Raw genomic sequence first — 25,224 nt, 5'->3', positions numbered from 1 at the left:
GACGGAGTCAGATAGCCGACGCTCGATAATGGCGGGCAGGTGCTCGACCTGCTGCGGGGCGCTCAGAACTCGTCGGGCATGTCCAGCTTGCGGTAGATGGAGATCTGCGGCCCGCCCTTGGCCCCGGCCGCCTGCATGACCCGCGGGATGTCGGGCTGGTTGTCGAAGAAGCCACGGAACGTCGCCTCGTCGGGCCACTCGTCGATCACGAGGACCTCGCCGTCCCCGGCCGCGAACAGGTGCCGGGTGGCGCCGGCCGCCCGCCCCGCGTCGGCGATGCCGGTCAGGAGGTCGGCGTTGTTCTTGCCGAACTGCTCCAGGGCGTTCGCGTCGGCCTGGACGCGCAGAATCATGACTACGGACATGCGACAGAATCTACCGGTTGCGGCGGTTTTGCCCGGTCGGATCGGCCGGAATTCATGACGAAGAGTGACAGGCGTCAGTCCACCAGCACCGCGCAGACGGTCTGGCCACGGTCGCCGCCCGAGGTGACCGCGATGCTGAAGATGTACCGCCCGGCGACCCAGGTGTGCTGGGTGCCCTGGAAGCTCGCCGGGACGAGGTCGACGTGGTAGAAGCCGTCGGCCCCGCCGCTGACGCCGTTCGGTTGCTCGATCGCGACCTCGGATCCGAACGGCGCCACCAATCTCGCCACAATCACGAAGTCGGACGCGGTCAGGCCGCCGACCGGCAAGCCGCCGTCGTCCGACACGGACACGACCAGCGGGAGCCGGCGGCTGTTACCCGGCGTGGCCAGGTCGATGTCCTGGGCGCCGCGGGCCGCGCCGGTCGCCGCGGTGCCTTGTGCTTCCACGAACAGCCTGCCCATGACCCGGCCCCCCTTCGATTCGCCCGGGGGAAGTGCACCACATCGAGCACGGGCGCGCTGCCAGCGATCGGACAGGCCCGGCTTCGCCCGGCGGGATGACCAACGAGCCGCGTAACGCCCGCCTCCTCACGCGGTCCCACGGTACGGGTATCCAGTCCACATTCTGGGATTGCGCGCGACCTTGGAGAGTTACGCCCACATGCGAACCCGAAGTATCCAAGGTCTACGAAACTTGAGCGAGAGCAGCCGAATAAAAGCCACAGAAACGGAGGAATAGGAATCCACGGTGGACCTGGATCCCACCTCGTGGACCCGGGGCCCGCGATGTGGCCGCCGGTTCCATCCAACGAACCCCACGTTCCACATCATGGGACCCGTGGGCGGCAGACGTCCGTTTACTGGCCGGGGCCAGCGGCTGCTGCACAGCGAGTCGTGCCCGCGCTGCGATCAGCCGACGCGGCTCGTCCAGCAACGCCCGCGCCAGCAGCAACGCTCCGACGGTGCCCGCGGGCGGCGTCGTCAGCTGTTAGGGTCTCGCGGTGCCCGCACCCCTTCTGCTCGCCGGACGCACCGCGCTGATCGTGGTGGACCTGATGCCACGCATCGTCGAGCTGGACCTGGGTCCCCACAAGGGCGCCGACGTGGTCGCCCGGGCCGGCCGCCTGGTGACGGCGTTCCGCCGGGCGGGCGGAACCGTCGTGCTGGTCCGGGTGGAGCGGCCGGGCGTCGCCGAGCAGCCGCCGGGCAGCGGGTTCGTCCCGGAGATGCAACCGCAGCCCGGCGACATCACCGTGGTGAAGCAGACGATCGGCGCGTTCTACGGCACCGGCCTGGCCGGCCAGCTGCGCGACCGGGGCGTGACAACCGTGGTCATGACCGGCATCGCCACGACGATGGGGGTCGAGTCGACCGCGCGCGCCGCCGCTGATCACGGGTTCGAGGTCGTCTTCGCGGCCGATGCGATGAGCGGCACGACGGCGGCCGAGCATGACCACGCGCTGACGGTGGTGCTGCCACGGTTCGGCGAGGTCGTCACCGCCGGCGAGGTGCTCGACCGGCTCAGTCCCTGAGAGACGCGACCCCGGGGCGGCCGCCGAAGCGCCAGTGATGGACCTCGACCCGGGCGCCGTCCGGGGCCGGCAACGCGCGGGCCGCGTCGTCGGGTGAGGAGGCCTCCAGCACGGCGGCGCGGCCCAGCGGGGCGGACGTGTCGAGCGACAGCAGATCCCCGTACGCGATCAGGTGTTTGGGGCTCGTCGCGGCGCCCGGGGAGATCACCAGGAACCTGTCCAGCCCCGGGACGGCGTCCTGGAACTCCCACATCGTGCGGCCCAGCTGGTCGACAAATCCGCACAAAAGCACGGACTCGAAGACGCCGGCCCGGAAGTACGGCTCGTCGAAGGCGAACTCGCGCGCCTCCGTGACCGACGCCAGCGCGACGATGTGCAGGCTGCCGGTCGAGGACTCGCCGTCCTCGGTCACCGTGGGCCCGCGCGCGATCAGCCGGTCCCCGTAGCGGTCCATGAACGACCAATGCTCCTCGTTCAGGCTCATCTTCAGCTCGAACGAGCCGGGGTGGTCGCGGCCGTACACGAAGAAGGCACGCCGGTCGAGCCGTCCACCGGGGACGGCTCGGGGCTCGGGCATCAGCGGTTCAGTTTCTTGCGCCAGTCCTCCGGCACCAGGCCGGCCGGGCCGGGCGCCGGCTGAGTGTCCGGGTGACTGGTGGCCGGCGCCAGCTCGGGCCCGGTGAGGCCCTCCTCGGTGTCGAAATTCCAGTACCAGTCCTCGCCCGGCTCGAACGACTGGATGATCGGGTGGCCGGTCGCGCGCCAGTGGGCCGTCGCGTGCTGCGCCGGCGAACTGTCACAACAGCCGATATGCCCGCATTGAGCACATCGGCGCAGGTGGAACCACCATCCGCCGTCACCGAGGCACTCGGCGCAGCCGGTACCGGACGGAGGGATGTGGGGCTGAATGGGATCTTCGCTCGTCACGGCCCGAGTCTAGGCAGGTTCGGTGACGTCAGCGAATTGGCCGTTCAGCACTTTTACCGTCTCGTCGGCGGAAACCCGCAGGCCGGTGCCGTGCTCGCCGGCCCCGAGATTGATCGTCCGGCCCCGGGTGAGATCGTCGGCGATCAACGGCCAGGGCTTTTTCGAGCCGTACGGGGTGATCGTGCCGCGCTCGTAGCCGGTGGCGTCCTTGGCGGTGGCCGCGTCCGGCATCGACAACCTGTTCACCCCGAGCAGGGCGCGCAGCTTGGGCCACGAGATCTGCCGGTCGCCGGGCACGAGCACGAGCACGTAGTCGTCATCGCCGCGGCGTACGACCAAGGTTTTGACCAGATCGCGGATCTCGACGCCCTGGGCCTCGGCGGCCTCGGCGACACTGTTGACCCGGCCGTGGTGGGTCACTTCGTAGGTGACGCCGAGCGCGGCGGCGGCGGATTCTGCGGGAGCGGGCATGGGACCAAACATAGCGGGCAGGAATATCGCGACGCCGTGTGACTTGTAGCCACTCGGAGGACCTTTCACCAGTCAAGGAGTCGCCATGGCCAACAGGCCCCGTCTGTTCCCCGGCCCGGATCATCCCATCACGATCACCCCGACCAAGGGCCGCGTGTTAGTCACGCTCGCCGGGAAGGTCGTCGCGGACAGCCGTAACTCGCTGACGCTGCAGGAGTCGACGTACCCGGCGGTGCAGTACGTGCCGCTCGCGGACGTGGACGCCGACGTGCTCGTGCGCACCGACACCGAGACGTACTGCGCGTACAAGGGCGACGCCAGCTACTACTCGATCGACGTGGACGGCACCAAGGCGGTCGACGCGGTCTGGGAGTACCGGGAGCCCCGCGAGGCGGTCACCGAGATCAAGGACCACGTCGCGTTCTACCCCGACCGGGTCGACTCCATCGAGATCCGCGAGGACTGACTCTCGCGCTGCCCGGTGGTCAGGCGAGCCGCCATTTCCGGTACGCGGTTTCCGGTGCGCACGGTCGCGATGACGTCCCCCGCGAGCCGGCGCACCGGACCGAGCCGGTCGCGGGCGGCGAGCCATGCGTGCGCGACCCGGTCCGGCTTGGCGGCGGCCGACCGCTCGTAGCCGAACCGTTCGAGGCGTGCCCCGAACACCGACTCGCAGACGGCGATCTCCTCGGCCGTGAGCCGCTCCTGCCAGCTGCGCACCCGCTCGGTCGTGACGGCCTGATGCGTACGGGTGTGCCAGGTCTTGTACTCCGGCACGGCCACCGCGGCCTGCCGAGACGGTTCGGCCATCGCCGGGTCGTAGTCCTCGCCGAGGAACTCGCACAGCACGCGCAGGTGCCGTTCCGGGTCGGCGACCAGATCCTCGTACCGGATCTGGTGGTAGACGTCGGGCGGGTAGATGCGGCGGGCGCGCAGCGTGGCGTCCGCCGAGCGCGCCCAGAAGTCGACGAGCTCGCCGAACTCCCGGGGCCGCCACGGCGCCTCCTTGAGCGACGCGACGCAGTCCCGGCCGTCCCGGACGATGTTGATGATCTGCGCGTCCGGGAACAGCCGCAGGACCTCCGGGAGGTGCCGCAGGTAGGCGGGGCGTTTGTCACCCCAGCGTGGCTTGCCGAAGCGCTGCGCGTAGAGCCGGAAGACGGTGCCGACCGCCGAGCCGAGCGTGGGCGGGGCGGCGACGATGCTTTCGGCCGTACGCCCCGGGTCCAGCCCGAGGTCGCCGAAGCTGGGCGTGGCCACGATCCAGTCGGCCAGCGCCCTCCGGCGGCTCTCGTCCCGGAGGTCGCCCCAGGTGTGGCGCCGGGCGTACGCGGTGAGCAGGAAGCGGCTCTCCGGCGGGATCGCGATCCGGGCGTGGGCGTGCAGCATGAGCTGGACCATGGTGGTGCCGGAGCGCGGGCACCCCACCACGAAGATCGGTCTATCGCTGGACACCGAACACCCACCCCACTGGTCCCACTATTTCGCCTTAAATCTGGTCATACCATGCGCAAGGGGTGAACGAGGCCGATCTTCGTGGGTTGCGGGTGCTCCCGTTACCGAGCGACAACCAGAGCCGGCCGGCCGCGGGATTACGCCCCAGCCGGCTGGCAGCGGGCCGGGCAGCTTCACCAACGCCACGAGGCCGCCCCGGTCCGCGAACGAATGTTCGTTTTACGGCCGAGGCGGCGCTGGGGTGCGGGGCAGCGCAGGCAACGCGGGCAACGCAGGCAACGCAGGCAACGCAGGCAACGTGGACAATGCCCGCAATGCCCGCAATGCCCGCAAAGCCCGCAAAGCCAGCAATGCAGGCAACGCGGACAACGCCCGCAATGCCCGCAATGCCCGCAATGCGGGCCCAACGACCGATCGCGGGGCTCAGCTCCGGGAAACGCTGCCGGACCAGCGCCGGCCAGCGCACGCAACAACGTCGTCTTGCCCGCCCGATTGCTCCCGCCTGCGATCGGCGTCCCCGGAGTTCGAGACCTCGTCAAGTTGGTTCTGGTCCGCTTAGGTTCTCATCTGCGAACGAACATTCGTTTTACTGGCGGGCCGACGCTTGGTTGCCCACAGCGCAGGCCTAGCGATTGCTTACGCCTCCGGCGGCGGCTCGCACGGTCGGATTTCGAGACCTTGGAGAGTTATGGCTCACATATGGGCGCAACTCTCCAAGGTCTCGAAATTAACCGGTCAACGCCGCTCCCAAAAGCCCCTTATCCGGGGCAAATTAACCGTCCTATTCGGACGACGGTTCATTATGTGGGCGATTGGTGACCGCATCGTGAGACCGCCGTCGGATGCGAGCGCCCTCGGCCGCTTTAATGGCGCGACTCAAGGAAGCGAGACCATTTTTTATCCGGATTTATCGGATATATCGGTGCGGCCGCCGGAGCTCCCGCGCCGGACGGACGCCCACCCGGACGGGCGCCCGGCCACGAAGGGCCTACCAACGGACGGACGCCCGGGCACGAACGGCCTGCCAACGGACGCCCGCCCGGGCACGAACGGCCTACCAGCGCCATGTCGACCGAGGTAGCCCGGCCGGCACCTTGGTTCCGCTAGCGGGCGACGAGCGGGCGCCGGGCGGCTGTCCACGCCGCGTGGCGGCGGGTTGCCTGCCACAGGAGGACGACGAGGCGTACCTCGAAAGCGGCCAGCAACGCCCCGGCCGTGAGGGTGACGCCGGCGATCCAGCCGGTCAGCGGGGCCACGACGAACACGAACATCTCGAACTCGACGCCGCTGACCAGGTGCACCCGGATGCGGCGGCGGCGCAGCCAGGCGGTGACCCGGTCGCGCCCGGCACGCTCGCCTGTCGGGTAGCCGGGGTCCGCGCGCATCACCGCCCGGATCCGCGACATCTGGCCGGCGTTCAGGTACCGCAGCAGGTCCAGCGCGATCACCAGCGCGGCCAGCCAGACGAAGACCGTTTCCCCGGTACGCCGGTACTGCCCGCCCATCAGAGCCAGGGCACACAGCACGGCCCGTACGCGGTCGAACATGAAATCGAACCACGCCCCGAACAGCGAGCCCCCGCCCCGCAGCCGGGCGATCCGGCCGGCCACGCAGTCGGCCACGAAGCCCAGGTGGAACAGCACCGCCCCGAGCACGAGCCAGCCCCGTGACTGCCCCGCGAAGCAGGCCGCCGCGCCCAGTCCGACCACGGCGGCCAGGGCCGTCAGGCGGTTCGGGGTGATCCACCGGTAGCGGGCCGCGAACCGCACGAGACGGCCTGCCACCGGGTCGACCAGCAGGACGGTCCACCACGCGTCGAGCGGCTTGCGGGTGCGTCGCTGGATCTCGGCGAGCGAGTACATGCCGCCATCCAATACGCGCAAAGCCGCCTTACGCGATGAAACCGGTAGATTTCACCGCCTACTGGCTGATCTCCCGGCGCACGTCGGCGACCAGGGCCGGGTCCACGTCGTACGGCGTATAGATCGAGATCCGGTCGATGAGCTCGCCGAACCGCTCCTTGAGGCCCTTGCCGACGTCCCCGCTCACCGCGAACGTGTCGAGCATGTCGTCCGGGACCAGCGCGGTCATCTCGGCCCACGCCTGGCGCCGGGACAGGGCGTTGAGCTGGTCGGCGAGCTCGCCCCAGCCGTGCAGCTCGAGGACGGGCCGATAGGACGGCGTGGAGGCGTAGAACGCGATCTGCCCGCGTACGGCCTGCTCGGCTTTTGCTCGCTCTTTTTCATCCGCACCGAGCACCACCAGCACGTTGGACATCAACGTGAAATCCGACAAATCGGATTTGTCGCGGGCGGCCTTCAGGGCCGGCAAGGTCTTTTCCCGTACGTATCGAGCGCTGGTCAGCGGGTGCACGATCAACCCGTCGGCGACCCGGCCCGCGACGGCGGTCATCCGCTCCCCCACCGCGGCCAGGAAGACCGGCGGATTCCCGTACGGGTTGGGGCCCGGGCTGAAGAACTCGGTCATGAGTGTGTGCTGGTAGAAGTCGCCGCGGAAGCTCAGCCGCTCGCCGGTCGCCCACGCCTGCCAGACCGCGCGCAACGCCCGGACGAACTCCTCCATCCGCGCCGCCGGCCGGTCCCACGGCATCGCGAACCGGCGCTCGATGTGCGCCTTCACCTGCGAGCCGATACCCAGCTGGAAGCGGCCCTGCGAGATCAGCTGGAGGTCGTCGGCGGAGTGCGCCAGGTTGACCGGGTTGCGCGCGAACGCCACCGCGATCGCCGACTGGAGGGTGATCCGCGAGGTGGCGCGCGCGGCGAGGGTCAGCCCGGTGAAGACGTCGTGCTTCGTCTCGGCCGCGCCGAACCCCGCGTATCCGTCCTTCTCGGCGGCCGCCGCGGCGGCCTCGACCTCCAGCGGAGATGCCGCGACACTGGCGGCGAAGTCCATCAGCATGGACCCGAACCCTAGTCCTGATCGACCAGTTCGGTGGACGCGAGGGCGCCTAACAGGCCTAGGTGCCGGTGTAGAAGCCGTACGTGTTGGCGGCCGCGGCCTTCGCCTTCTCCGGGTCGTCGCCGTACGCGATCGCGGCCTCGGCCCACCGGTCGGACGCGGACCGGATGAACTCCTGGCCCTCGGGCGTCTCGTGCCAGGTCGCCATCATCTTCGGGTCGGGCACCGAATCCGGGTCGCTCAGGTAGCTGGCGAGGCCGATCAGGCCCATGTCCCAGCCCACGCCGGTCGCGCCGGGCCCGAACTGGTCCCAGAACGAGGTGTCCTCGGGGATCGGGGCGATGTGGTGCAGCTCGAACAGCGTCCCGTCGCCGGACGGCGACAGGCGCACCTCGATCCAGCTGACCATGCCGCCGTACTCCCAGCTGGCGTCGAAGCCGCGCGGCTTGTCGCAGCGGCTGATCGTGCCGCCCGCGTTGCCCTCGAGCTGGTAGCTGCCGCCCTCCTTGAGCTCGCCGCTCACCGGCAGGAACCAGCGGGCGATCCGCTCCGGCGAGGTCACCACCGACCACAGGTCGTCGATGCCGGTGGCGTACACCTGGCTGATCGTCGAGACGCGACCCGCACCGGCCTCCAAAGTGCGGTCGCCCAGCGTACGGCGTACGTCGTTGACTTGCTGCCGGACGTCGATCATCGGTCGTTCCCCTCTTCTGCCAGTCGTCGTTGTCGTTTGCCGCGGGCGACCTCGGTGGCCATCGCGGCCAGCCGGGGCGCCCAGAACCTCCGGAACCGGCTCAGCCACTCGTCGGCCTCGCGCAGGGCCGTGTCGTCCACCGCGTAGAGCCGCCGGGCGCCGTCCGGGCGCACCGTGGCGAAACCGTTGTCCCGCAACACCCTCAGATGCTGCGAGACGGCGGGCTGCGAGATGCCGAACTCGGCGCGGATGACCTCGGTGACCGCGCCGGAGGTCTGCTCACCCTCGGCGAGCAGCTCCAGGATCCGCCGGCGAACCGGGTCGCCGAGCACATCGAACGCGTGCACGGGCGTACGTTATCAGGTCTAGCTTATATAAGTGAAGTCTTTGTTTCTGGAAAGTTTATGCTTTGCGCCGTGCCCTCTGTACGCGTGAACGCCCTGGACATCCACTACGAGACGCTCGGCGACCCCGCCGATCCGCCGATGCTGCTGATCATGGGAATCGGCGCGCAGCTCATCGACTGGCCGGACGAGTTCTGCCAGCAGCTCGCCGACCGTGGCTTCTACCTGATCCTGATGGACAACCGGGACGCCGGGCTGTCCACTTCGCTCGACGACCTCGGCGTCCCCGACCTGCCCGCCATCCTCGGCGGCGATCCGTCCACCGTGGCGTACTCGTTCGCCGACATGGCCGCCGACGCGGCCGGCCTGCTCAAGGCGCTGGGTGTCGCGCGTGCCCACATCGTCGGCGCCTCGATGGGCGGCATGATCGCGCAGCAGTTCGTCATCGACCACCCGGACCTGACCGCCAGCCTGTGCTCCATCATGTCGACGACGGGCGACCGTTCGGTGGGCCGTCCCACGCCGGAGGCGGCCGCCGCGATCACCCGCCCGGCAGCGCGGACGCGCGAGGAGGCCATCGCCGCCGGCGCCGCGGCGTCCCGGATGATCGGCTCCCCGGCGTATCCGGCGTCCGAGCCGGAACTGCGGCGCCGGGCGGCGGCGAAGTACGACCGCAGCTTCCGGCCGGCCGGTAGCGCGCGGCAGCTGTCGGCGCTGCTGGCGTCGGCTGACCGTACTGCGCCGTTGCACGAGGTGACGGCTCCGACGGTGGTGATCCACGGCGAGGCTGATCCGCTGGTCGATGTGAGTGGGGGGCGGGCGACGGCGGGCGCGGTTCCGGGGGCGTCGCTGGTGACGTTTCCTGGAATGGGTCACGACTTACCGCGCGCTTTGTGGCCGCAGTTGATCGGGGCGATCGTGGGGAACGCGGCCCGGGCGTAGGCGCTGGAGACCTTTCCAGGTCGGGTCCGAATCCGCTTCGTTCTCGAGCCGGGCCGCAGCGGATCGCGACTTCGTGCGGGTCGGGCAACCCGCGACCGGCGGTCCGCGACCGGCGGTGGCGGACGCCTGGCTGACGCGGCCCGCTCGGCGACGCCCGGTCCCGAGCCGCCGCGCTGCGATCCCGGCCGCCCGGGCTACGAAACGACCCGGGCTGCCATCGGCAAGGCCCACCCGCCCAGATGACGCGAGTAGCGAGTCGATCAGCCCGAGACCTCTAACGCGAAAGATCGGCGTCAGGCGCAGTTGTCCGCGATGTCCAGGGCGTGGTCGGTGTGCATGTAGTTTCCGGCGGGCTCGCTCGGCGGCGACGACGGAACCGCCGTCTGCGGGGTCGGGGCGAGCAGTCCCTGCCCGGCGAGCGCGCAGTCCACGCCGAAACGGTAGCCCTGCACGTCCGCCACCCACATGCCGCGGTCCTTGGCGACGGTCGCGGCGGGCTTCGGGAACTCCCAGCGCACCTGGTCATGCACGGTCACCAGCGGACGGTCGGGGCCCGTGAAGGCGTACACCCAGACGAAGTTTGTGGTTATTTGCAGGGTTTGAACGCCGTCGACCTTCGCCGAAGCATAGGTCACGCGGCCGCTCACGCGCGGGCGCTCCGCCGGGTCGAGGTGGACGGCCGGGTAGATCCAGGTGGCCAGCGAACTGAACTTCGCGTCGCGGAACCACCCGGCCAGGTCGTCGCGCTGGCCCGGGGACACCATCGCGAGAAACGGCTTCGGGTTGTGCGCGATCAGCATCGCTTGGTCCAGCCGGGTGGCGATCATCGCGGTCCGCACTTTGTGCAGTGAAGCGTCCACCTCGGACGCGGTAAATCCGCTCACGGCGGTCGCTTTCGGCAGGGTGATTCCTTGCTCCGCGATCGGGTACGCCTCGGCCGGCGTCCCGGTGAACGGTGACGCCGGCTTGGCGCTCTCCGTCGTGGTCACCGTGACGCCGTCGGGCACCGCTTGCGTCGCGTACGCCGAGGCGCCGTTCCCCGAAGGCAGCCAGGACCTGATGCGCGGGACCGCCACCGCGACGACGATGCCGGCGACGACCAGGGCCAGCACCACGGGCAGAAAACGCCTGCGTGCGTGCGGCGGCCGGGGCGGACGGGGTGGGCGGACCTCGCGCCGCACCTTGCGCTCGGTCTCCTTGGCCCAGTCCTCGAGCCCGGCGAACGGATCCTCCATGGTCGGTCAGTATGGATCAAGGAAGGCGCGGCGGTCCGGGCGGGCCGAGCCGGTGTGCGGTCCGCGGCGGCGCCCGGGCACGACGCGAGCGCCCGGTGCCCGGGGGTGACGCGTCAGCGGTGCGTCGGCCGCCCTGGGCCGAGCAGGCGCGGCGGCCGGGCGACGGCGGCCCCGTGCCCGCGTGCGAGCGCTCAAGGCGTCAGCCGATGACGCGGGTGACCACCCACCGGTGCTTGCCGATCTTGCGGTCGCGGATGAAGCCGAGCCTCTCGTAGGTCGACAGCGCGCCGTTGAAGAGGAACCCGGCGGGCACCGAGGCGGCGTCCTCGGGGTATCCCTCGACGGTGCCGCCGCCCAGGTCCGCGATCAGGTCGAGGGCTCCGGCGATCGCGGCCGTCGACACGCCCCGGCGGCGGCGTCCCTTGCCCGCGTAGCAGCAGGCGATCCGCCAGTCCGGGGTGGTGGTGCGACCCTTCTCGTACCGAGCGCGGCTCTTGATCCGGGGCAGCTCGGCGGGCGGACCGAACTGGGCCCAGCCTACGCAGTCGTCGCCGTCGAACACCAGCGCGGCGTGGGCGTCGCCGGATCGGACGCGCCTCAGTTTGGCTTCGCGGTTGAGCGCCGGGTCGGTGCGCGACAGATCCTCGTGGAACCCCAGGCACCAGCAGCCGCCGAAGATCCCGTTGTTGCGCTCCACCAGCGCGGCGAAGGCGGGCCATGTCGACTCATCGAGGGCCCGTACGGCGTACGGTGATCGCTCGGTCTCCATCCGGCAAGAATCGCGGCCACCCGGCGGCTGGGCAAGCGCTCACGCGAAAATGTCGTACCCCCACGGTAGAAAGAAGCATGAGCCGAACGTCCCGCGAGCCGCACCCGCCCGGCCGTCCCGTCACCCCGAAGCCGAAGATCAGTCCGAGCGCACCGCGGAGCGGATCGCGTCCGCCGTGACCTCGGCGGTTACCGCCCGCAGCAGGTCGAGGTCGACCTGGACGGCGCCGCTGCCCGGGTTCGGCGCGGGCGCGGTGCCGCCGCCTTGCTTCGATGCGGGCACCTTGGCGCCGCCCTGCTCCGACGTGGGGACGCTGCCGCTGCCCAGCTCCGACGCGGGCACCCTGGCGCCGCCCCGCTCCGACGCGGGCACGCTGCCGCTGCCCAGCTCCGACGCGGGCACCCTGGCGCCGCCCCGCTCCGACGCGGGCACGGTGCCGCCGCCCTTATCCGCCGCGGGCGTGGGCAGCTCGCCGGTTGCCAGCGCGACCACCGCGTCGCCGTCGTAGCGCGAATGCGCCGGGTGGATCGCGCGCGCGAAGCCGGTGTGGCCGCTCTGAGCCAGCAGGAAGCAGTCGCTTTTGGACAGTCGTGCGTCCGTGAGCACCACGGCGATCGTCGTGTTGCCGCGGCCGAACGGGACATCGGGGGTGAGCATATCTGCGGCAGAGACTGTGGGTTCGGCTTGGGTGATCACGTCGCCCCACGCGTTCACGGCGACGATCACGACGACCGAGGCGGGGCCGACCCTGCCGTACGCGATGCCCACGCCGCCGGGGTCGGTGCGGGAGCGCCACTTTCCCGTGTGGGCACCGGTTCCGGCGCCGACGCGGCCGGTGGGGAACGGCTCGGCTGAGTCCGACAACGCGTCCAGCAACGCGGCCTCGCCGGACGATGCGCCGGGCGGGGTCGTGGCCACCGAGCCGTCGAAAAGGGACATGCCCACGACCACGGGGACCGGGCCCAGCGGCGTCGGGAAGCCATCGCCGCGCTCGCGGAGCAGCCGGGCCACCCCGTCGGCGGCGGCCAACCCGAAGGCCGAGCCGCCGGACAACACGACAGCGTCGACGCGGTCCACCAGGCGTACCGGGTCGAGCAGGTCGAACTCGCGGGTGGCTGGTGCGCCGCCGCGGACTTCGCCGGAGCCCACCGTGCCCGGCGGCGGAAGTATCACCGTGACGCCGGTCCCGTCGCCGGTCCAGTGCCCGGCCCGAGCCGAGAGGAAAGCCGGAGAAGGCACCGCCGCCCGCCCGGACGAATCGGCTGCCCCGGTCGAAGCCGACGGTGCCGGACCAGACGAGGCCGCCACCGACGGCGCCGGATCGGACGAAGCCGCGACCGACGCTGCCGGATCAGACGAAGTCGCCACTGACGCTGCCGGATCAGACGAGGCCGCCACCGACGGTGCCGGGGCGGGCGAGGCGGCGGGCGGAGCCGGGAAAAGGCGCACCCGGACATCAAACCCGGTCAGTAGCGGAAAGTGGAGACCAAACTCGTCAGCTCGGCCGACATCCGGGCCAGGTCGCCGGTCGCCTGCTGGGACTGCTGGACGCCCTCGGTCGTCAGCCGGGCCGCCTCCGCGACGCCGGTGATGTTCTGGGAGATCTCGTTGGTGCCGGTCGCGGCCTCGCTGACCGAACGGGACATCTCGGCGGTCGTGGCGGTCTGCTCCTCGACGGCCGAGGCGATCGTGGTCTGGAAGTCGCTGATCCGGGCGATCACGCGGCTGATCTCCTCGATGGCGATGACCGCGCCGCCGGTGTCGGCCTGGATCGCCTCCACCCGGCGCGAGATGTCCTCGGTGGCCCGCGCGGTCTCCTGAGCCAGATCCTTCACCTCGGACGCGACCACCGCGAAACCCTTGCCCGCCTCGCCGGCGCGGGCCGCCTCGATCGTCGCGTTCAAGGCGAGCAGGTTGGTCTGCTCGGCGATCGCGGTGATCGTCTTGATGACGTTGCCGATCTCGTTGGACGACTCGCCCAGCTGGTTCATCGTCGTCGAGGTGCGGGCCGCCAGTCCGACGGCCTCGCCGGCGACCTGCGCCGCCTCGGACGCGTTCTGCGAGATCTCGCGGATCGACGCGCCCATCTCCTCGCTGCCCGCCGAGACCGTGTCCACGCTGCGCGAGATCTCCTCGGCCGCGGCGGACACCGCCTGGGCCTGCACCGAGGTCTCCTCGGCGGACGAGGCGATCTGGTGTGCCACGCCCTCCATCTGCTCGGACGCGGCGGCCAGCGACGTCGCCGACGCGCTGATCGTGGTGACGGTCTGGCGCAGGCGGTGCATCGCGGTGTCGAGGGCGCGGCCCATGCGGCCCGGTTCGTCGGCGCTTTCCAAGCCGGTGGTACGGGTCAGGTCGCCGTCGGCGAGGCCCTCGCACACCGCCTGGACGCGGCGCAGCGACCGCACGATGACCCGGGCGATCCACCCGCCGATGACGATCGCCGCGAGCCCACCGAACACCAGCAGGAGGATCGTGCGCAGCCGGCTCGACTCGTAGCCGTCCTGGGCCTTTCCGGCCATCGTCGCGGCGTCCGAGGACTCGGCGGCGGACAGGTCGGTGAGCTGTTTGTCGATCTCGGCGAACAGCGGGCCCGTCTGCTGGTCGCGGACCGTCTGCCAGGCCTTGACGTCCTTGCGTTCCCCGTTGACGAGCTGTGTGCTTTCGGCGATGTCGGCGTACTTCTGCCAGTTCGACTCGAGCTCGGCGATCTGGGCGTCCGGTGCGGCCGGGCCACTCTTGTGATAGTCGGCGAGGGCCGTGTCCACGGCGTTCAGGTCTTCCTTGAACTCCGCGGCGTACTTACTGGTCATCGTCTGGTCCAGCGAGATCAGCTGTTGTGCGAGGTCCACCCGGCTCTGCGCCATCGCGGTGCTGACCTGGCCGAGCGCGCGCACGCTGGGCACGTTGTTCACGTACAGGTTGTGGGCCGCCGTGGCCGAGGCCGACAGGGCGTGCAGCGAGATGGTGCCGATCACCACCGCGACGAGGACCCCGATCCCGACGATGAGCCCGATCTTGACCTGGACTCCGAGATCGCCGATGAAGTTGCGTCCTTTGCCGGTCGCCGGCATCGTCACGGTCGTCGTGGTCGCGCTCATCCCACTCCTGCCTCCGCCTTCGGGGGTGGCCCTCACCGTACGATTCGGGCACGGAGCGACGTGCGGTTTTTGCCGGATAGGCGGTCCGTCGCGAAACAGCCGGGATGTGCCGCCTTGAGGTGTTCGTCGCCTGCGAACCCGGCTCAGCGGCACCGATTCCGCACTCCCGGCCCAGCAGCCCCACGGAGCCTTAGCTGTTCTACCTGCCGCGCAACGGGCGCAGCGCGGTCGCGACCTTGACCAGTTCGTCGAGCATGGTCGTGGCGGCGGTGGACATGACGTCGGTGGGCGTGAACTCGCCGCCGGCGAGGAAGTTGTGCACGTACGGGATGTTCACCGACTCCGGGAGCACGAACATCTTCAGCGAGTACGCCGACCCCTGCAGCGCCATGTTCGACCGGACGCCGCCGGACACTGCCCCGTAGCTGACCACGCTGGCCGGCTTGTAGTTCCACTCGTGGTAGAGGTAGTCAGCGCGTTCTTGAGCGGCGCCCCGATCCCGTAGTTGTACTCCGGGTTGATGAACACGAACGCGTCCGCCGCCGCGACCTTCTCGCTCCAGCGCTTGGTGTGCTCGTTCTGATAGTTGCGGCGCTTCGGGTGGTACGGCTCGTCGAGCAGCGGCAAATTCTCCTCCGCCAGGTCGGCGACCGACACGTGGAACCCGCCGTGCCCCTTGGCGACGTCGACGAACCATCGCGAAACCGGCAATCCGGCCCGCCCCGGCCGGGTGCTGGCCACGATCACGAGAAGATTGAGGTCACTCACGGCGCGCTTCCGATCTCCGGCACTACTTGCTTGTTACAGCAATCTTAGTGCCCCTTCCGCGCGGGACCAATCCTGGCGCGCGGGGCTCGCAGTCGTCGGCGCGCTGATCATTACCTTCGGCCGGAGACTCCGTCAGGCACCATTTCGCCACTTTCGATCGCTATCACTTGAGCTCCGCTCGAGTTGCTCGCGCGGTGCGGCCCGGCGGTGCGGTAGTGCCAGAGCTGAGGCGCTGCGGCGATCCGTTCGCCGCCGGGCGTCCTGCTATGTGGACACCGCGGTCACATCGTGGATTTTTGTGAACCTTGGAAAGTTGCGCCCACATGCGAACCATAACTCTCCAAGGTTCACACTCGGTCAGAAAAACCCGCCGGGCGAAAGCCTCGTTACCTGACAAATATACTCTCTACAATGGACGCCGGTCCCACATCGCGGATAGTGGGTCCATAATGCGGGCGTGGGTCTCACCAAGCGGTCACCCGTCTCACGGAATGGAAGCGCCGCGCGGCCGCGGGGCGAACCCGCCCGTCCAGCGGCCCAGCCGATCGAGGAGATTTCGCGAAATGTCGGATATGTGGGAGAGGTGGCCGGGCGGGCTGGCGGACGGACGGACGGACCGACGGCAAAGCCGGTCGGCCACCGTGTGTCACCTGGTCGGCATCAGATCGCTGATCGCCTACGGCCACCGATTCACCTATGGCCACTGACTCGCCCACGGCCACCGATTCACCTACGGCCGCTGACTCGCCTACGGCCACTGACTCGCCCACGGCCACTGACTCGCCCACGGCCACTGACTCGCCCACGGCCACTGACTCGCCCACGGCCACTGACTCGCCTACGGCCACTGACTCGCCTACGGCCGCTGGCTCGGCTTAGGGCTTACTCGGCTAGCCGCCGGTGACTATCAGGAGGATGGCGACGGTCGCGGCCAGGAGGCCGGCCCGCTGGGAGCGGTGGATGCGTTCGTGCAGGACCAGCGCGGCCAGCGTGACGGTGACGGCGGGGTAGAGGCTGGCCAGGACCGCGGCGATGGTCAGCTGGCCGGTGCCGGTGGCGAGCAGGAAGCCCAGGTTGCCGCCGGCGCCCAGGAGGCCGGCCGCGCCGCCCCACCGTGCGACGGCACCGAGCTTCCAGGGCTGGCGGGTCCGGTGCAGGCGGATGACCGGGCGCGCGGCCGTCGCCAGCACGATGAGCAGGGCCACCGCCTGGCCGGGCAGCAGCGGCCATCCGCCGGCGTCGGGGCCGGCCCGGTCCAGGGCGACGAACAGGATCCCGAAGCCTAGGCCCGCGCCCAGGCCGTAGCCGACGTCGGTCCAGCGGGAGCCGGCGCCGGACGGGGACGACGACGCCAGGGCCACGGCGGGCAGCGCCAGGACGATCCCGGCCCAGCCGAACCAGGCCAGCCGGTCGCCGGAGAGCAGGCCCACCACGGCCGGCAGCGCCGCGGTGATCACGGCGGAGAGCGGGGCGACGATGCTCATCCGGCCGACCGCCAGGCCGCGGAGCAGACACACGTTGCCGATGCCGCTGCCCACGCCGCTGAGGGCGCCCCACGCCCACACGTGTGCGGTCGGCGTGCCGCCGAGCGTGAGGGCCGCGACGACGGCGGCGGCCACGCCGACGATCTGCACGGCGACCGGTATCAGCGCGGGGTGCGAGCGGCGCCCGCCGAGGCCGCCGATGAAGTCGCCCACGCCGTAGCTCACCGCCGCGAGCAGGGCCAGGACGACGGTCATCGACAGCCTCGAGACGGGGTCGGATCAGCCCAGGCTGTGCATGACGTGCTTGATGCGGGTGTAGTCCTCCAGCCCGTACACGGAAAGGTCTTTGCCGTGCCCGGAGTGCTTGAAACCGCCGTGCGGCATCTCGGCGACCAGCGGGATGTGGCAGTTCACCCAGACGCAGCCGAAGTCGAGGCGCTGGGTCATCCGCATCGCGCGCGCGTGGTCCTTCGTCCAGACCGAGGACGCCAGGCCGTACTCGACGCCGTTGGCCCACCCGACCGCCTGGTCCTCGTCGGTGAACTGCTGGACCGTGATGACCGGGCCGAACACCTCGTCCTGGATCAGCTCGTCGGTCTGGCGCAGGCCGGAGACCACGGTCGGCGAGTAGTAGTAGCCGCGGTCGCCGAACCGGGCGCCGCCGGCGTTGAGGCGGGCGTGGTCGGGCAGGCGGTCGACGAAGCCGGACACCCGGTCGAACTGGCGGGCGTTGTTCAGCGGGCCGTACAGCACTTCCTCGTCGTCGGCCTCGCCGGTCTTGGTGCCGCGGGCGAACGCGGACAGCGCGTCCACGAAGTCGGCGTAGACCCGCGGGCCGGCCAGCACCCGCGTCGCGGCGGTGCAGTCCTGGCCGGCGTTGAAATAGCCGGCCGTGCCGATCGCCTCGGCGGCCGCTGCCACGTCGGCGTCGTCGAAGACCACCACCGGGGCCTTGCCGCCCAGTTCCAGGTGGGTGCGCTTGAGGTCGGCGGACGCGGCGGCGGCCACCTCCATGCCCGCGCGGACCGAACCGGTGATCGACACCATCCGCGGGGTCGGGTGGGTGACCAGCTCGCGGCCGGTGTCGCGGTCGCCGACCACGACGTTGAGCACGCCCGGCGGCAGGAACTCGGCGGCGATCTCGGCGAGCATCACGGTGGTGACCGGCGTGGTGTCGGACGGTTTGAGCACCACCGTGTTGCCGGCCGCGAGCGCCGGGGCGAGCTTCCACACCGCCATCATCAGCGGGTAGTTCCACGGGGTGACCTGGGCGCACACGCCGATCGGCTCGCGCCGCACGTACGACTCGAAGCCCGCCAGGTATTGACCCGCGGACCGGCCTTCGAGCAGCCGGGCCGCGCCCGCGAAGAAGCGGATCTGGTCGATCGCCGGCGGTAATTCCTCGCTCGCGGTCAGGCCCAGCGGCTTGCCGGTGTTCTGCGACTCGGCCGCGACCAGCTCGTCGGTCTTCGCCTCGACCGCGTCGGCGAACTTCAGCAGCGCCTGCTGCCGCTCGCTCGGCGTGGTCCTGCCCCACTTCTCGAACGCGAGCGCGGCCGCCTCCATAGCGCGGTCCACGTCCGGCTTGCCGGACACCGGCGCGGAGGCGAACACGTCGGCGGTGGCGGGGTCGATGAGGTCCTCGTAACGGCCCTCGGCGGGCGCCGACGGCGCGCCACCGATGAAGTTGTGCAACACGGTCTTGGCGGTCACTCGAGCTCCAGACGCAGGATCGGACACTTTTGGGCCCATCCTTTCACTGATTCCGTCGCTGACAAGGGGTGCCGAACGGGAAACCACGACGCCGCCCGGCGGCGCGCTATGGCCGTATGCACCTGCCTGGCTCGCTGAGCGCCAGGGGACATATCCGACGCCGTACGGGATGAAGGGGTTGATCTTGCCTGGGGAGCTCGTCTGTCCACAGGAAATCTCGGATTGGCCGCAAATCGCTGTGCTTTACAGCCGGAGCCTGTGGACGGGACCGCGCGAGGACGGCCCGAACGACTAGCCTGCCGGGACAGCGATAACTGACCATGAAGGCGGCGCGGTTGCGGTGATGTACTTCGTGAGCTTCGGCGCGGTGCGGCGTCGTGCCGGTCAATCCCTCATGATGTTCATCCTCGCGGGGCTGCTCGCGACGGTGGCGGCGGCCGCGCCCTGGTACGGGCTCGCGGCGGCGACCCGCGCGGCGCAGGCCCACGTCTCCACCGCGCCGATCCAGCAGAAGGTGTTGCTGGCCAACAAGGAGGGCGACACCGGCGGGGATCCGCGCGCCGCGCTGGACGCGTTCGGCGCCACCGTCGGCGGCCTGCTTCCGCTGCCCGGCGCCCGGCCGGTGGCCGGCATCGAGGCCGAGATGCGCTACGTCGATCCGCGCAAGGCCAACGTGCCGTCGCAGCTGCCGCTCGCCTACCGGGACGACTTCTGCGCGCATGCCCGGCTCACCGGGAAGTGCCCATCCGCGCCCGGTGAGGTGGCGCTGACCGCGCGCGCCGCCGACGCGATGACCAAACGCACCGGCGACACGCTGCCGCTGAAACCGGCCAGCGGCACCACGCCGTTGCTGCTGCGCATCACCGCGATCTACGAGCCGACCGATCCGGTGTACTGGTCCGACCCGCTGTTCCTGTCGCACGGCGACCTCGACGCCGGGTTCACCACGCTGGACACGTTCCGGCAGCCCGCGCTCGGGCACGCGGTGTTCAGCAACGACGTCGTGGTGCCCGAGGCGCTGCTGCGCGGCGACGACGGATACGACCTGGAATCCCAGCTGGACTCGGCGAAGGAGGCGTTCTCGGCCGGGCAGATCACGCTGTCCGACCCGACCGATCCGCTGCTGGTCGCGGTGTACAACGGCAAGGCCGCGGTGGCGCGGGGCGTGCTGATCCCGCTCGGTCTCGTGGTGGTGCTGGGCTGGTTCGCGTTCGCGCTGGCCGGCCGGTTCACCGGTCGCGACCGCCGCGAGGACGCCGGGCTGCTGAAGCTGCGCGGCAGCACCCGCGGTGGCATCATGCGCCTGGCCACCGGTCAGCATCTGGTGCCGCTGATCGCCGGCGCGGTGGCCGGGATGCCGCTCGGGTTCCTCGCCGGCTGGTTGCTCGCCGGCCGTCTCCCGGTGCGCACAGAGTGGTGGCTGGCCGTGCTCGCCTCGCTTGCCGCGGTGCTGATCGTGCTGCTCGGCGGGCTGCTCGCGCTCACCCTGGTGGACACGATCGCGCACCGGGCGCCGGTGGTCGCGCTGCTGCGCCGGGTGCCCGCGACCCGCGGCGACTGGCGTTCGCTGGCCATCGACGTCGCGTTCGTGGCGCTCGCCGTGGGGGCGGCCTATCAGGCCCGCTCGGGCGGCCCGGCGAACGGTCTCGGGGTGGCCGCCCCGGCGCTGGTCGCGCTCGCCGTCGCGCTGATCCTGGCCCGGCTGCTGCGCGGGCTCGCCGATCGTGCGGGTGGCGCGGCCGTGCGGGCCGGGCGATTACGCGCCGGGCTGACCGCCGTGCGGTTCTCCCGGCAGCCGGGCACCGACCGCGTGTTCGCGCTCGTCGTGGTGTCGGTCGCGGTGTTCGCGCTGTCCCTGGGCGGGCTGCTGGCCGGGCGGGCCGAGCAGCATGCCCGGGCCGAGCAGGAGCTGGGCGCCGACCGGGTGCTGACGGTGTCCGCGGCGACGCGTACCCGGCTGCTCGACGCGGTGCGCCACGCGGACCCCTCCGGCCGGTACGCGATGGCCGCCGTCGTCGACTCGAAGAGCAGCCCGCCGATCCTCGCGGTGGACACGACGCGCCTCGCCGCGGTCACGGGCATGACGTTCCCGGCCGCCGCGCCGCCGCCCGCGCCGTTGCCGCTGATCACCGGGCGCCGGCTCGAGTTGTCGGTCACCAGCGCGCAGCGGCAGCAGACCAGGCTCGGGCTCACCCTGCAGCACGAAGGCACCGGGGCGGTCGTCCAGGCCGAGTTCACCCACATCCGGCCGGGGGCGAACACCGTCTCGGCCGCGGTGCCGGGCTGTGCCACGGCGCCCGGGTGCCGGCTGGTCAACTGGGACATGTTCGCGGGGCCCGACGTCACCGGCTCGCTGACCATCCACAGTCTCACGCAGCAGGAGCCGTCCGCCACCGTCCTGGACTCGGCGACGCTGGCCGACGCGTCCCGGTGGCGCACCGACTTCACCGGGCTGGCCGTGCAGCTCGCCACCGACGACGGCCTCAAGATCGCGCCGGCCGCCAAGACCGCCGACGCGGTCATCATCGGCACCCGGGTGTACGCGGTGGACACGTCCCTGCCGCTGCCCCTGCTCCTGGCCGGTCCGACGCCCTCGGGCTGGCGTTTCGACGACGCCACGCTGCCCGGATTCGGCGCGGCGGCGACCGCGGCCCGGATCGTCGGCCGGCCCGCGGTGCTGCCCGTGGTGGGCCGCACCGGGGTGATGGCCGACCTGGATTCGTTGCGCCGCCTCGGTTTCGAGGGCGGAACGTTCCAGGTGTGGCTGGCGTCGGACGCGCCGGCCAGCGTCGTTCGAGCGATCGGCTTGCCGGTGCTCGACGACCGCACCGTGGCCGGCCGGGCCGCCGACCTGGCCGCCGAGGATTCCGTGGTGACCGCGCAATTCGGTCTGTTCACGGTCGGCATCGCGGTGCTGCTGGCCGCGGCGATGGTCGCGGTCGGCGCGGCGGTCGAGCAGGAACCCCAGGCCGAGCAACTGCGGGCGTTGCGCGTGCAGGGCCTCTCGCGCCGGGCGGCATTGTCCACCGCGTACGCCGGGAGCACCGCCCTGGTGCTGGCGGGGCTCGCGGCCGGCGTCCTCGCGGCGCTCGTGGCCCGCCCGCTCGCCGGGGTGGTGGCACCCGCGTTCGCCGACGGATGGGACGTGCTGCCGCCGCCGGGCGCTCTCGGGGGGTCCGCCCTCCTGCTGGCGTTGCTGTTCGCCCTGGCCGTGCTCGGCGTGACCGCCTGGCTCTCGGCGCTGCCGCTGATCCGGAGGCTTCGATGATCGCGCTCGTCCTCGCGATGGTGTGGAACCGCCGCGGCCAGGCCGTCACCCTCGCGCTGCTGTCGCTGTTCGGGGTGGCTGCCGCGGTGGCCGCGCCCGCCTATCTGCGCGCCGCCGACCGGGCGGTGGCGGCCGGGCAGGTCGAGGTGTCCACCGCCGGGGAGCGCTCGGTCACCCTATCCACCGTCGCGCAGCCGGGAGCGGACCAGGTCAACCTGGACAGCACCGGGGACGCGCTGGTCGCGCTGCCCGGGTTCGACTACGTCTACGCCACCGAGTTCCCGGTGCTCGGCGTCCGGGGCACCGCGATCTCGCCGGACCGGTTCGTGTACCGGCAGTTCGCCTGTGATCACCTGCGCATGACCGCCGGGCGCTGCCTGCTCGGCGAAGGCGACGTCGTGGTCGGCGCCGCGACCGCGAAGGAGCAGAAACTCGCTCCCGGCGACCAGGTCACGGTCACCTTCGCCACGTTCGTCAGCGGCCCCGGCGGCGACTACTGGAAGCCGGACGGGACGCCGAAGACGCTGCTCGTGGCCGGGGTCTACGACGTGCCGCAGCCCAACGACGTCTACTGGGGATCGCACGGCTACTTCACGCTCGGCGCGGAACCGGTGTTCGTCGCCAACGCCACCTTCGCGAGCACCGAGCACGGGCGCGCGGGCGTCACCATCGACGGGTACGGGTCGACGTCCTCGCTGGGCGTGGACAAGCTGCCCGCCCTCCGCAGCGGCCTCACCTCACTGGACGAGGTGGCCCAGCTGTCCGGCATGCAGCTCACCACCAGCCTTCCGGCGTTGCTCGCCCGCATCGACTCGGGGCGGCAGGCCGCGCACCGGATCGTGCCGGTCATCGCCGTCTGTCTGGTGCTGCTGAGCTGCCTGACCATTTTCCTGGCGGTGGGCTACGGCACCGAGGGTCGCCGCCCGGAACTGGCCGTGGTGGCGTTGCGCGGCGCTCGTTTCGGCCAGCGCTGGTGGCTCGCCACCGGGGAGAGCGTGGTCGCCATCGTGGCCGGCGCGATCGCCGGATGCCTGGCGGCCCAGCTGCTGGTCAACGTGTTCGCGGCGTGGCGGTTCCCGCACGTCGGGGCGGACGCCGGGCTGGGCTCGCTGCGCTGGGCGCCGGTCGCGGCCGGGGCCGCGGTGCTGACCGCGCTGGTCGCCCAGCGCAAACAGGTCGCGACGCCGGTGGCCGAGCTGCTGCGCCGCGCGCCGGTGGTGCCGAACAGCGCGGTGGCGATCGCGTTCGAGGTCGTCTTCGTGGTGTTCGCCGGGGTGGCCGCGGTCCAGCTCGGGATCGGGCGTGACCTGCGCGGGCTCGGCACGTTCGCGACCGCGCTGGTGCTGCTCGCGCTGGCGATGATCGTCGGGCGTCTGCTGCTGCCCTGGGCCGGGCCGATCTCGCGCCGCGCGCTGAGCCGTGGCCGGCTCGCGCTGGCGCTGGCCGGATTCCAGCTTTTCCGGCGCCCCGGGGCGGTCCGGCTGTTCGCGCTTCTCACGGCGGCGGTCGCGGTTGCCGGGTACGCGTCGTACGCCGTCGACGTGGGAGCCGCGGGCCGCGTGGAACAGTCCGTGCTGGGCACCGGCGCGGCGCGGGTGGTGACGGTCAGCGCGGTCAGCCGGCAGGGCCTGCTCGGCGCGGTGCGGGCGGTGGACCCGTCCGGGGCGTACGCGATGGCCGCGATCCGGCTGCCGGGCACGGCGGGCCTGGCGGTGGACTCCACCCGGCTCGCCGCGGTCGCCGCCTGGCCGTCGGACGGCCCGTCGATCGCGTCGGTCGCGCACGCGTTGCACCCGGCGCCGGCGACCGGGGTGCTGCTGCCCGGCCCGAAGGCCCTGTTCGACATCACGACGACCGGTTTCGCGGCGGACAAGTCGGTGGCGGCGACCGTGTTCCTCTCCCCCGTCTCCGGGCTGGCGGATCAGATCGTGCCGCTGGGCGTGCTGCGCGAGGGGCGGCACATGTACGGGCGGGCGGACGTGCCGGAGTGCGCGAAAGGCTGCCTGGTGAACGCCTTCGAGGTCAGCTCCGACCCGACGGTGACCGACGTGGCCGGGCACATCGTGGTGCACTCGCTGAGCGGGGTGTCGCTGGGCGCGCTGCCGTGGCGGACGGCCGCGGGCGGCCGGGTCCGGTCCGGGCCGGACGGCCTGCAGATGGACGTGGTGTCGTTGAACGGCCTGCGGGGCATGTTCGCCGAGCCGGCCGACGTGCCGCTGCCGGTGCCGGTGGCCGCCGCGGACCGGCCGTCGCTGCTGAAGATGACCGGGCTGGACGCTGTGGAGATGCCGGTCAAGGTCGCGGCCCGCCTGCCGGTGGTCCCCGGCGTGGGCGCGCCGGCCACATTGATCGACCTGGACTATGCCGACCGGATGTCCACCGACGGGGCACAGTCCGAGGGGGCGGAGGTGTGGCTGGGGCCGCGCTCTCCCGCCGACATCCTGGACCGGCTGACCGCCCAGAGACTGGTCATCACCGGCGACACGTCGGCGGCCCGGGTCCGGCAGCGGCTGGACGACCAAGGGCCGGCGCTGGCATTGTGGTTCTACGCGATGGTCGCGGTGCTGGCGGTGGCACTCGCGGCGGGAGCATTGATCCTGGCTTCGGCGGTGGACCGGGCGCGCCGGGTCGAGGACCTGACCGCGTTGCGCGACCAAGGGCTCGGGCGGGCGGTGTTGCGGCGGGCGACACTGTGGACATATCCCGTACTGGTCGCGATGGCGGTGCCGGCCGGGGTGGTGATCGCGTTGCTGGGGTGGCGGATCACCGGGTGGGCGCTGCCGCTTGCCGGTATCGACCCGTTGCCGTTCCCGCTTTCGTCGTGGCCGCGGCCGTCGGTGGTGGTGGTGACAGCGGTGGCGATCCTGCTCGTGCTGGCGTTCGTGGCCGGGCTGGCGGGCCGGCGGACGTTGCGCCTGATCCGCTGACTTTTCTTATCATGACGGCATGACCGAGGAGCGTGCTCTTCTGACGATCGCCAAGGAGTTCCGGGAGGCCGCCGCCCAGGCCGGCCGGCCCGATGTGGTGGCCAAAATCGACGAGGCGATCATTCTGCTCGCCGGGAAAGAGGACGCGGCCGACGACAGAACCAACGTCGTCATGCGAATCCTCGATGGACTCGGTTTCTAAAGAGCCTTTCGGAGTTCAGGCCCTTTGGGCGGCCGAGCCAGGCCGCGGCGCCGTCGCCGATCCCACTATGTGGCAATCCCGACCACATGCTGGGCTTAGCCTCGAT

24 protein-coding genes are annotated in these 25,224 nt (G+C 71.2%); 6 read left to right on the top strand and 18 right to left on the bottom strand.

Annotated features, from left to right (window positions below):
• Positions 1 to 62: 62 nt before the first annotated feature.
• Positions 63 to 365: a hypothetical protein gene (locus HH310_RS40245; protein WP_169181032.1), complete on the bottom strand. Its 303-nt coding sequence runs from the start codon at positions 363 to 365 to the stop codon at positions 63 to 65.
• Positions 366 to 439: 74 nt separating this feature from the next.
• Positions 440 to 829 (bottom strand): hypothetical protein, encoded by a 390-nt coding sequence (locus tag HH310_RS40240; RefSeq protein WP_169181031.1) that lies wholly within the window; start codon positions 827 to 829, stop codon positions 440 to 442.
• A gap of 539 nt (positions 830 to 1,368) precedes the next feature.
• On the opposite strand from HH310_RS40240, the gene HH310_RS40235 reads away from it, so the two are divergent.
• Positions 1,369 to 1,899 carry an isochorismatase family protein gene (locus HH310_RS40235; RefSeq protein ID WP_169181030.1) on the top strand — a complete coding sequence of 177 codons (531 nt, stop codon included), beginning with the start codon at positions 1,369 to 1,371 and terminating at the stop codon, positions 1,897 to 1,899.
• Here the strand turns inward: HH310_RS40235 and HH310_RS40230 are convergent.
• The 3 genes from HH310_RS40230 to HH310_RS40220 are packed head-to-tail and all read right to left on the bottom strand — an operon-like array spanning position 1,889 to position 3,297.
• Positions 1,889 to 2,476 (bottom strand): YciI family protein, encoded by a 588-nt coding sequence (locus HH310_RS40230; protein WP_169181029.1) that lies wholly within the window; start codon positions 2,474 to 2,476, stop codon positions 1,889 to 1,891. The two genes, HH310_RS40235 and HH310_RS40230, sit on opposite strands and share 11 nt — an antisense overlap.
• On the bottom strand, positions 2,476 to 2,826 hold the full coding sequence (locus HH310_RS45665) for a UBP-type zinc finger domain-containing protein (protein WP_169181028.1): 351 nt from the start codon (positions 2,824 to 2,826) through the stop codon (positions 2,476 to 2,478). The genes HH310_RS40230 and HH310_RS45665 overlap by 1 nt, the downstream gene beginning before the upstream one ends.
• A 9-nt stretch (positions 2,827 to 2,835) precedes the next feature.
• A complete protein-coding gene (locus tag HH310_RS40220; protein WP_169181027.1) occupies positions 2,836 to 3,297 on the bottom strand; it encodes an aminoacyl-tRNA deacylase in 462 nt (153 codons plus the stop codon).
• Positions 3,298 to 3,382: 85 nt separating this feature from the next.
• Here HH310_RS40220 and HH310_RS40215 point away from each other — a divergent pair, with 85 nt between their 5' ends.
• Entirely contained in the window at positions 3,383 to 3,763 is a 381-nt protein-coding gene (locus HH310_RS40215; protein ID WP_169181026.1) for a DUF427 domain-containing protein, read from the top strand.
• On the opposite strand, the gene HH310_RS40210 is transcribed toward HH310_RS40215, so the two are convergent.
• The 5 genes from HH310_RS40210 to HH310_RS40190 all read right to left on the bottom strand — a co-directional run bounded on the left by HH310_RS40210 (position 3,721) and on the right by HH310_RS40190 (position 8,712).
• Complete coding sequence (locus tag HH310_RS40210) at positions 3,721 to 4,752, bottom strand: sulfotransferase (RefSeq protein WP_169181025.1); 1,032 nt, start codon at positions 4,750 to 4,752, stop codon at positions 3,721 to 3,723. The two genes, HH310_RS40215 and HH310_RS40210, sit on opposite strands and share 43 nt — an antisense overlap.
• A 1,103-nt stretch (positions 4,753 to 5,855) precedes the next feature.
• Positions 5,856 to 6,614 (bottom strand): CDP-alcohol phosphatidyltransferase family protein, encoded by a 759-nt coding sequence (locus tag HH310_RS40205; RefSeq protein WP_169181024.1) that lies wholly within the window; start codon positions 6,612 to 6,614, stop codon positions 5,856 to 5,858.
• Positions 6,615 to 6,672: 58 nt separating this feature from the next.
• Positions 6,673 to 7,671 carry a TIGR03617 family F420-dependent LLM class oxidoreductase gene (locus tag HH310_RS40200; RefSeq protein WP_169181023.1) on the bottom strand — a complete coding sequence of 333 codons (999 nt, stop codon included), beginning with the start codon at positions 7,669 to 7,671 and terminating at the stop codon, positions 6,673 to 6,675.
• Between the two features lie 58 nt (positions 7,672 to 7,729).
• Positions 7,730 to 8,365, bottom strand: a complete 636-nt coding sequence (locus tag HH310_RS40195; RefSeq protein WP_169181022.1) for an SRPBCC family protein — start codon at positions 8,363 to 8,365, stop codon at positions 7,730 to 7,732.
• Positions 8,362 to 8,712 carry a helix-turn-helix transcriptional regulator gene (locus HH310_RS40190; protein ID WP_169181021.1) on the bottom strand — a complete coding sequence of 117 codons (351 nt, stop codon included), beginning with the start codon at positions 8,710 to 8,712 and terminating at the stop codon, positions 8,362 to 8,364. Before HH310_RS40190 ends, HH310_RS40195 begins: the two co-directional genes overlap by 4 nt.
• Positions 8,713 to 8,781: 69 nt before the next feature.
• Between HH310_RS40190 and HH310_RS40185 the strand changes: the two genes are divergently transcribed.
• Positions 8,782 to 9,651: an alpha/beta fold hydrolase gene (locus HH310_RS40185; RefSeq protein WP_169181020.1), complete on the top strand. Its 870-nt coding sequence runs from the start codon at positions 8,782 to 8,784 to the stop codon at positions 9,649 to 9,651.
• A 293-nt stretch (positions 9,652 to 9,944) separates the two neighbouring features.
• Here HH310_RS40185 and HH310_RS40180 read toward each other — a convergent pair whose 3' ends face one another.
• The 8 genes from HH310_RS40180 to HH310_RS40150 all read right to left on the bottom strand — a co-directional run bounded on the left by HH310_RS40180 (position 9,945) and on the right by HH310_RS40150 (position 18,721).
• Positions 9,945 to 10,886, bottom strand: a complete 942-nt coding sequence (locus HH310_RS40180) for a hypothetical protein (RefSeq protein WP_169181019.1) — start codon at positions 10,884 to 10,886, stop codon at positions 9,945 to 9,947.
• Between the two features lie 199 nt (positions 10,887 to 11,085).
• Entirely contained in the window at positions 11,086 to 11,655 is a 570-nt protein-coding gene (locus HH310_RS40175; RefSeq protein ID WP_169181018.1) for a GNAT family N-acetyltransferase, read from the bottom strand.
• A gap of 138 nt (positions 11,656 to 11,793) precedes the next feature.
• Complete coding sequence (locus HH310_RS40170) at positions 11,794 to 12,894, bottom strand: P1 family peptidase (RefSeq protein WP_169181017.1); 1,101 nt, start codon at positions 12,892 to 12,894, stop codon at positions 11,794 to 11,796.
• Between the two features lie 227 nt (positions 12,895 to 13,121).
• A complete protein-coding gene (locus HH310_RS40165; protein WP_169181016.1) occupies positions 13,122 to 14,756 on the bottom strand; it encodes a methyl-accepting chemotaxis protein in 1,635 nt (544 codons plus the stop codon).
• A gap of 199 nt (positions 14,757 to 14,955) precedes the next feature.
• Positions 14,956 to 15,147 (bottom strand): hypothetical protein, encoded by a 192-nt coding sequence (locus HH310_RS44545; RefSeq protein ID WP_248294893.1) that lies wholly within the window; start codon positions 15,145 to 15,147, stop codon positions 14,956 to 14,958.
• The gene (locus tag HH310_RS40160; protein WP_312034641.1) at positions 15,117 to 15,524 is read right to left on the bottom strand and encodes an NAD(P)H-dependent oxidoreductase; all 408 of its coding nucleotides are present in this window, start codon (positions 15,522 to 15,524) and stop codon (positions 15,117 to 15,119) included. The genes HH310_RS44545 and HH310_RS40160 overlap by 31 nt, the downstream gene beginning before the upstream one ends.
• 890 nt (positions 15,525 to 16,414) lie before the next feature.
• Positions 16,415 to 17,263 (bottom strand): DMT family transporter, encoded by an 849-nt coding sequence (locus HH310_RS40155; RefSeq protein ID WP_169181015.1) that lies wholly within the window; start codon positions 17,261 to 17,263, stop codon positions 16,415 to 16,417.
• Positions 17,264 to 17,287: 24 nt separating this feature from the next.
• Positions 17,288 to 18,721 carry a gamma-aminobutyraldehyde dehydrogenase gene (locus HH310_RS40150; RefSeq protein WP_169181014.1) on the bottom strand — a complete coding sequence of 478 codons (1,434 nt, stop codon included), beginning with the start codon at positions 18,719 to 18,721 and terminating at the stop codon, positions 17,288 to 17,290.
• A 343-nt stretch (positions 18,722 to 19,064) separates the two neighbouring features.
• On the opposite strand from HH310_RS40150, the gene HH310_RS40145 reads away from it, so the two are divergent.
• From HH310_RS40145 to HH310_RS40135, 3 genes are read left to right on the top strand one after another with little or no spacing between them, the layout of a single operon-like run.
• A complete protein-coding gene (locus tag HH310_RS40145) occupies positions 19,065 to 21,989 on the top strand; it encodes an FtsX-like permease family protein (RefSeq protein ID WP_169181013.1) in 2,925 nt (974 codons plus the stop codon).
• Positions 21,986 to 24,916 (top strand): FtsX-like permease family protein, encoded by a 2,931-nt coding sequence (locus tag HH310_RS40140; RefSeq protein ID WP_169181012.1) that lies wholly within the window; start codon positions 21,986 to 21,988, stop codon positions 24,914 to 24,916. The genes HH310_RS40145 and HH310_RS40140 overlap by 4 nt, the downstream gene beginning before the upstream one ends.
• 19 nt (positions 24,917 to 24,935) lie before the next feature.
• Complete coding sequence (locus HH310_RS40135; protein WP_169181011.1) at positions 24,936 to 25,118, top strand: hypothetical protein; 183 nt, start codon at positions 24,936 to 24,938, stop codon at positions 25,116 to 25,118.
• Positions 25,119 to 25,224: the final 106 nt, after the last annotated feature.

This window comes from Actinoplanes sp. TBRC 11911, from assembly GCF_012933445.1.
Classification (GTDB): Bacteria; Actinomycetota; Actinomycetes; order Mycobacteriales; family Micromonosporaceae; genus Actinoplanes.
Note: the sequence above shows the minus strand (reverse complement) of the source record. Positions and strands in the feature narration are given on the sequence as shown.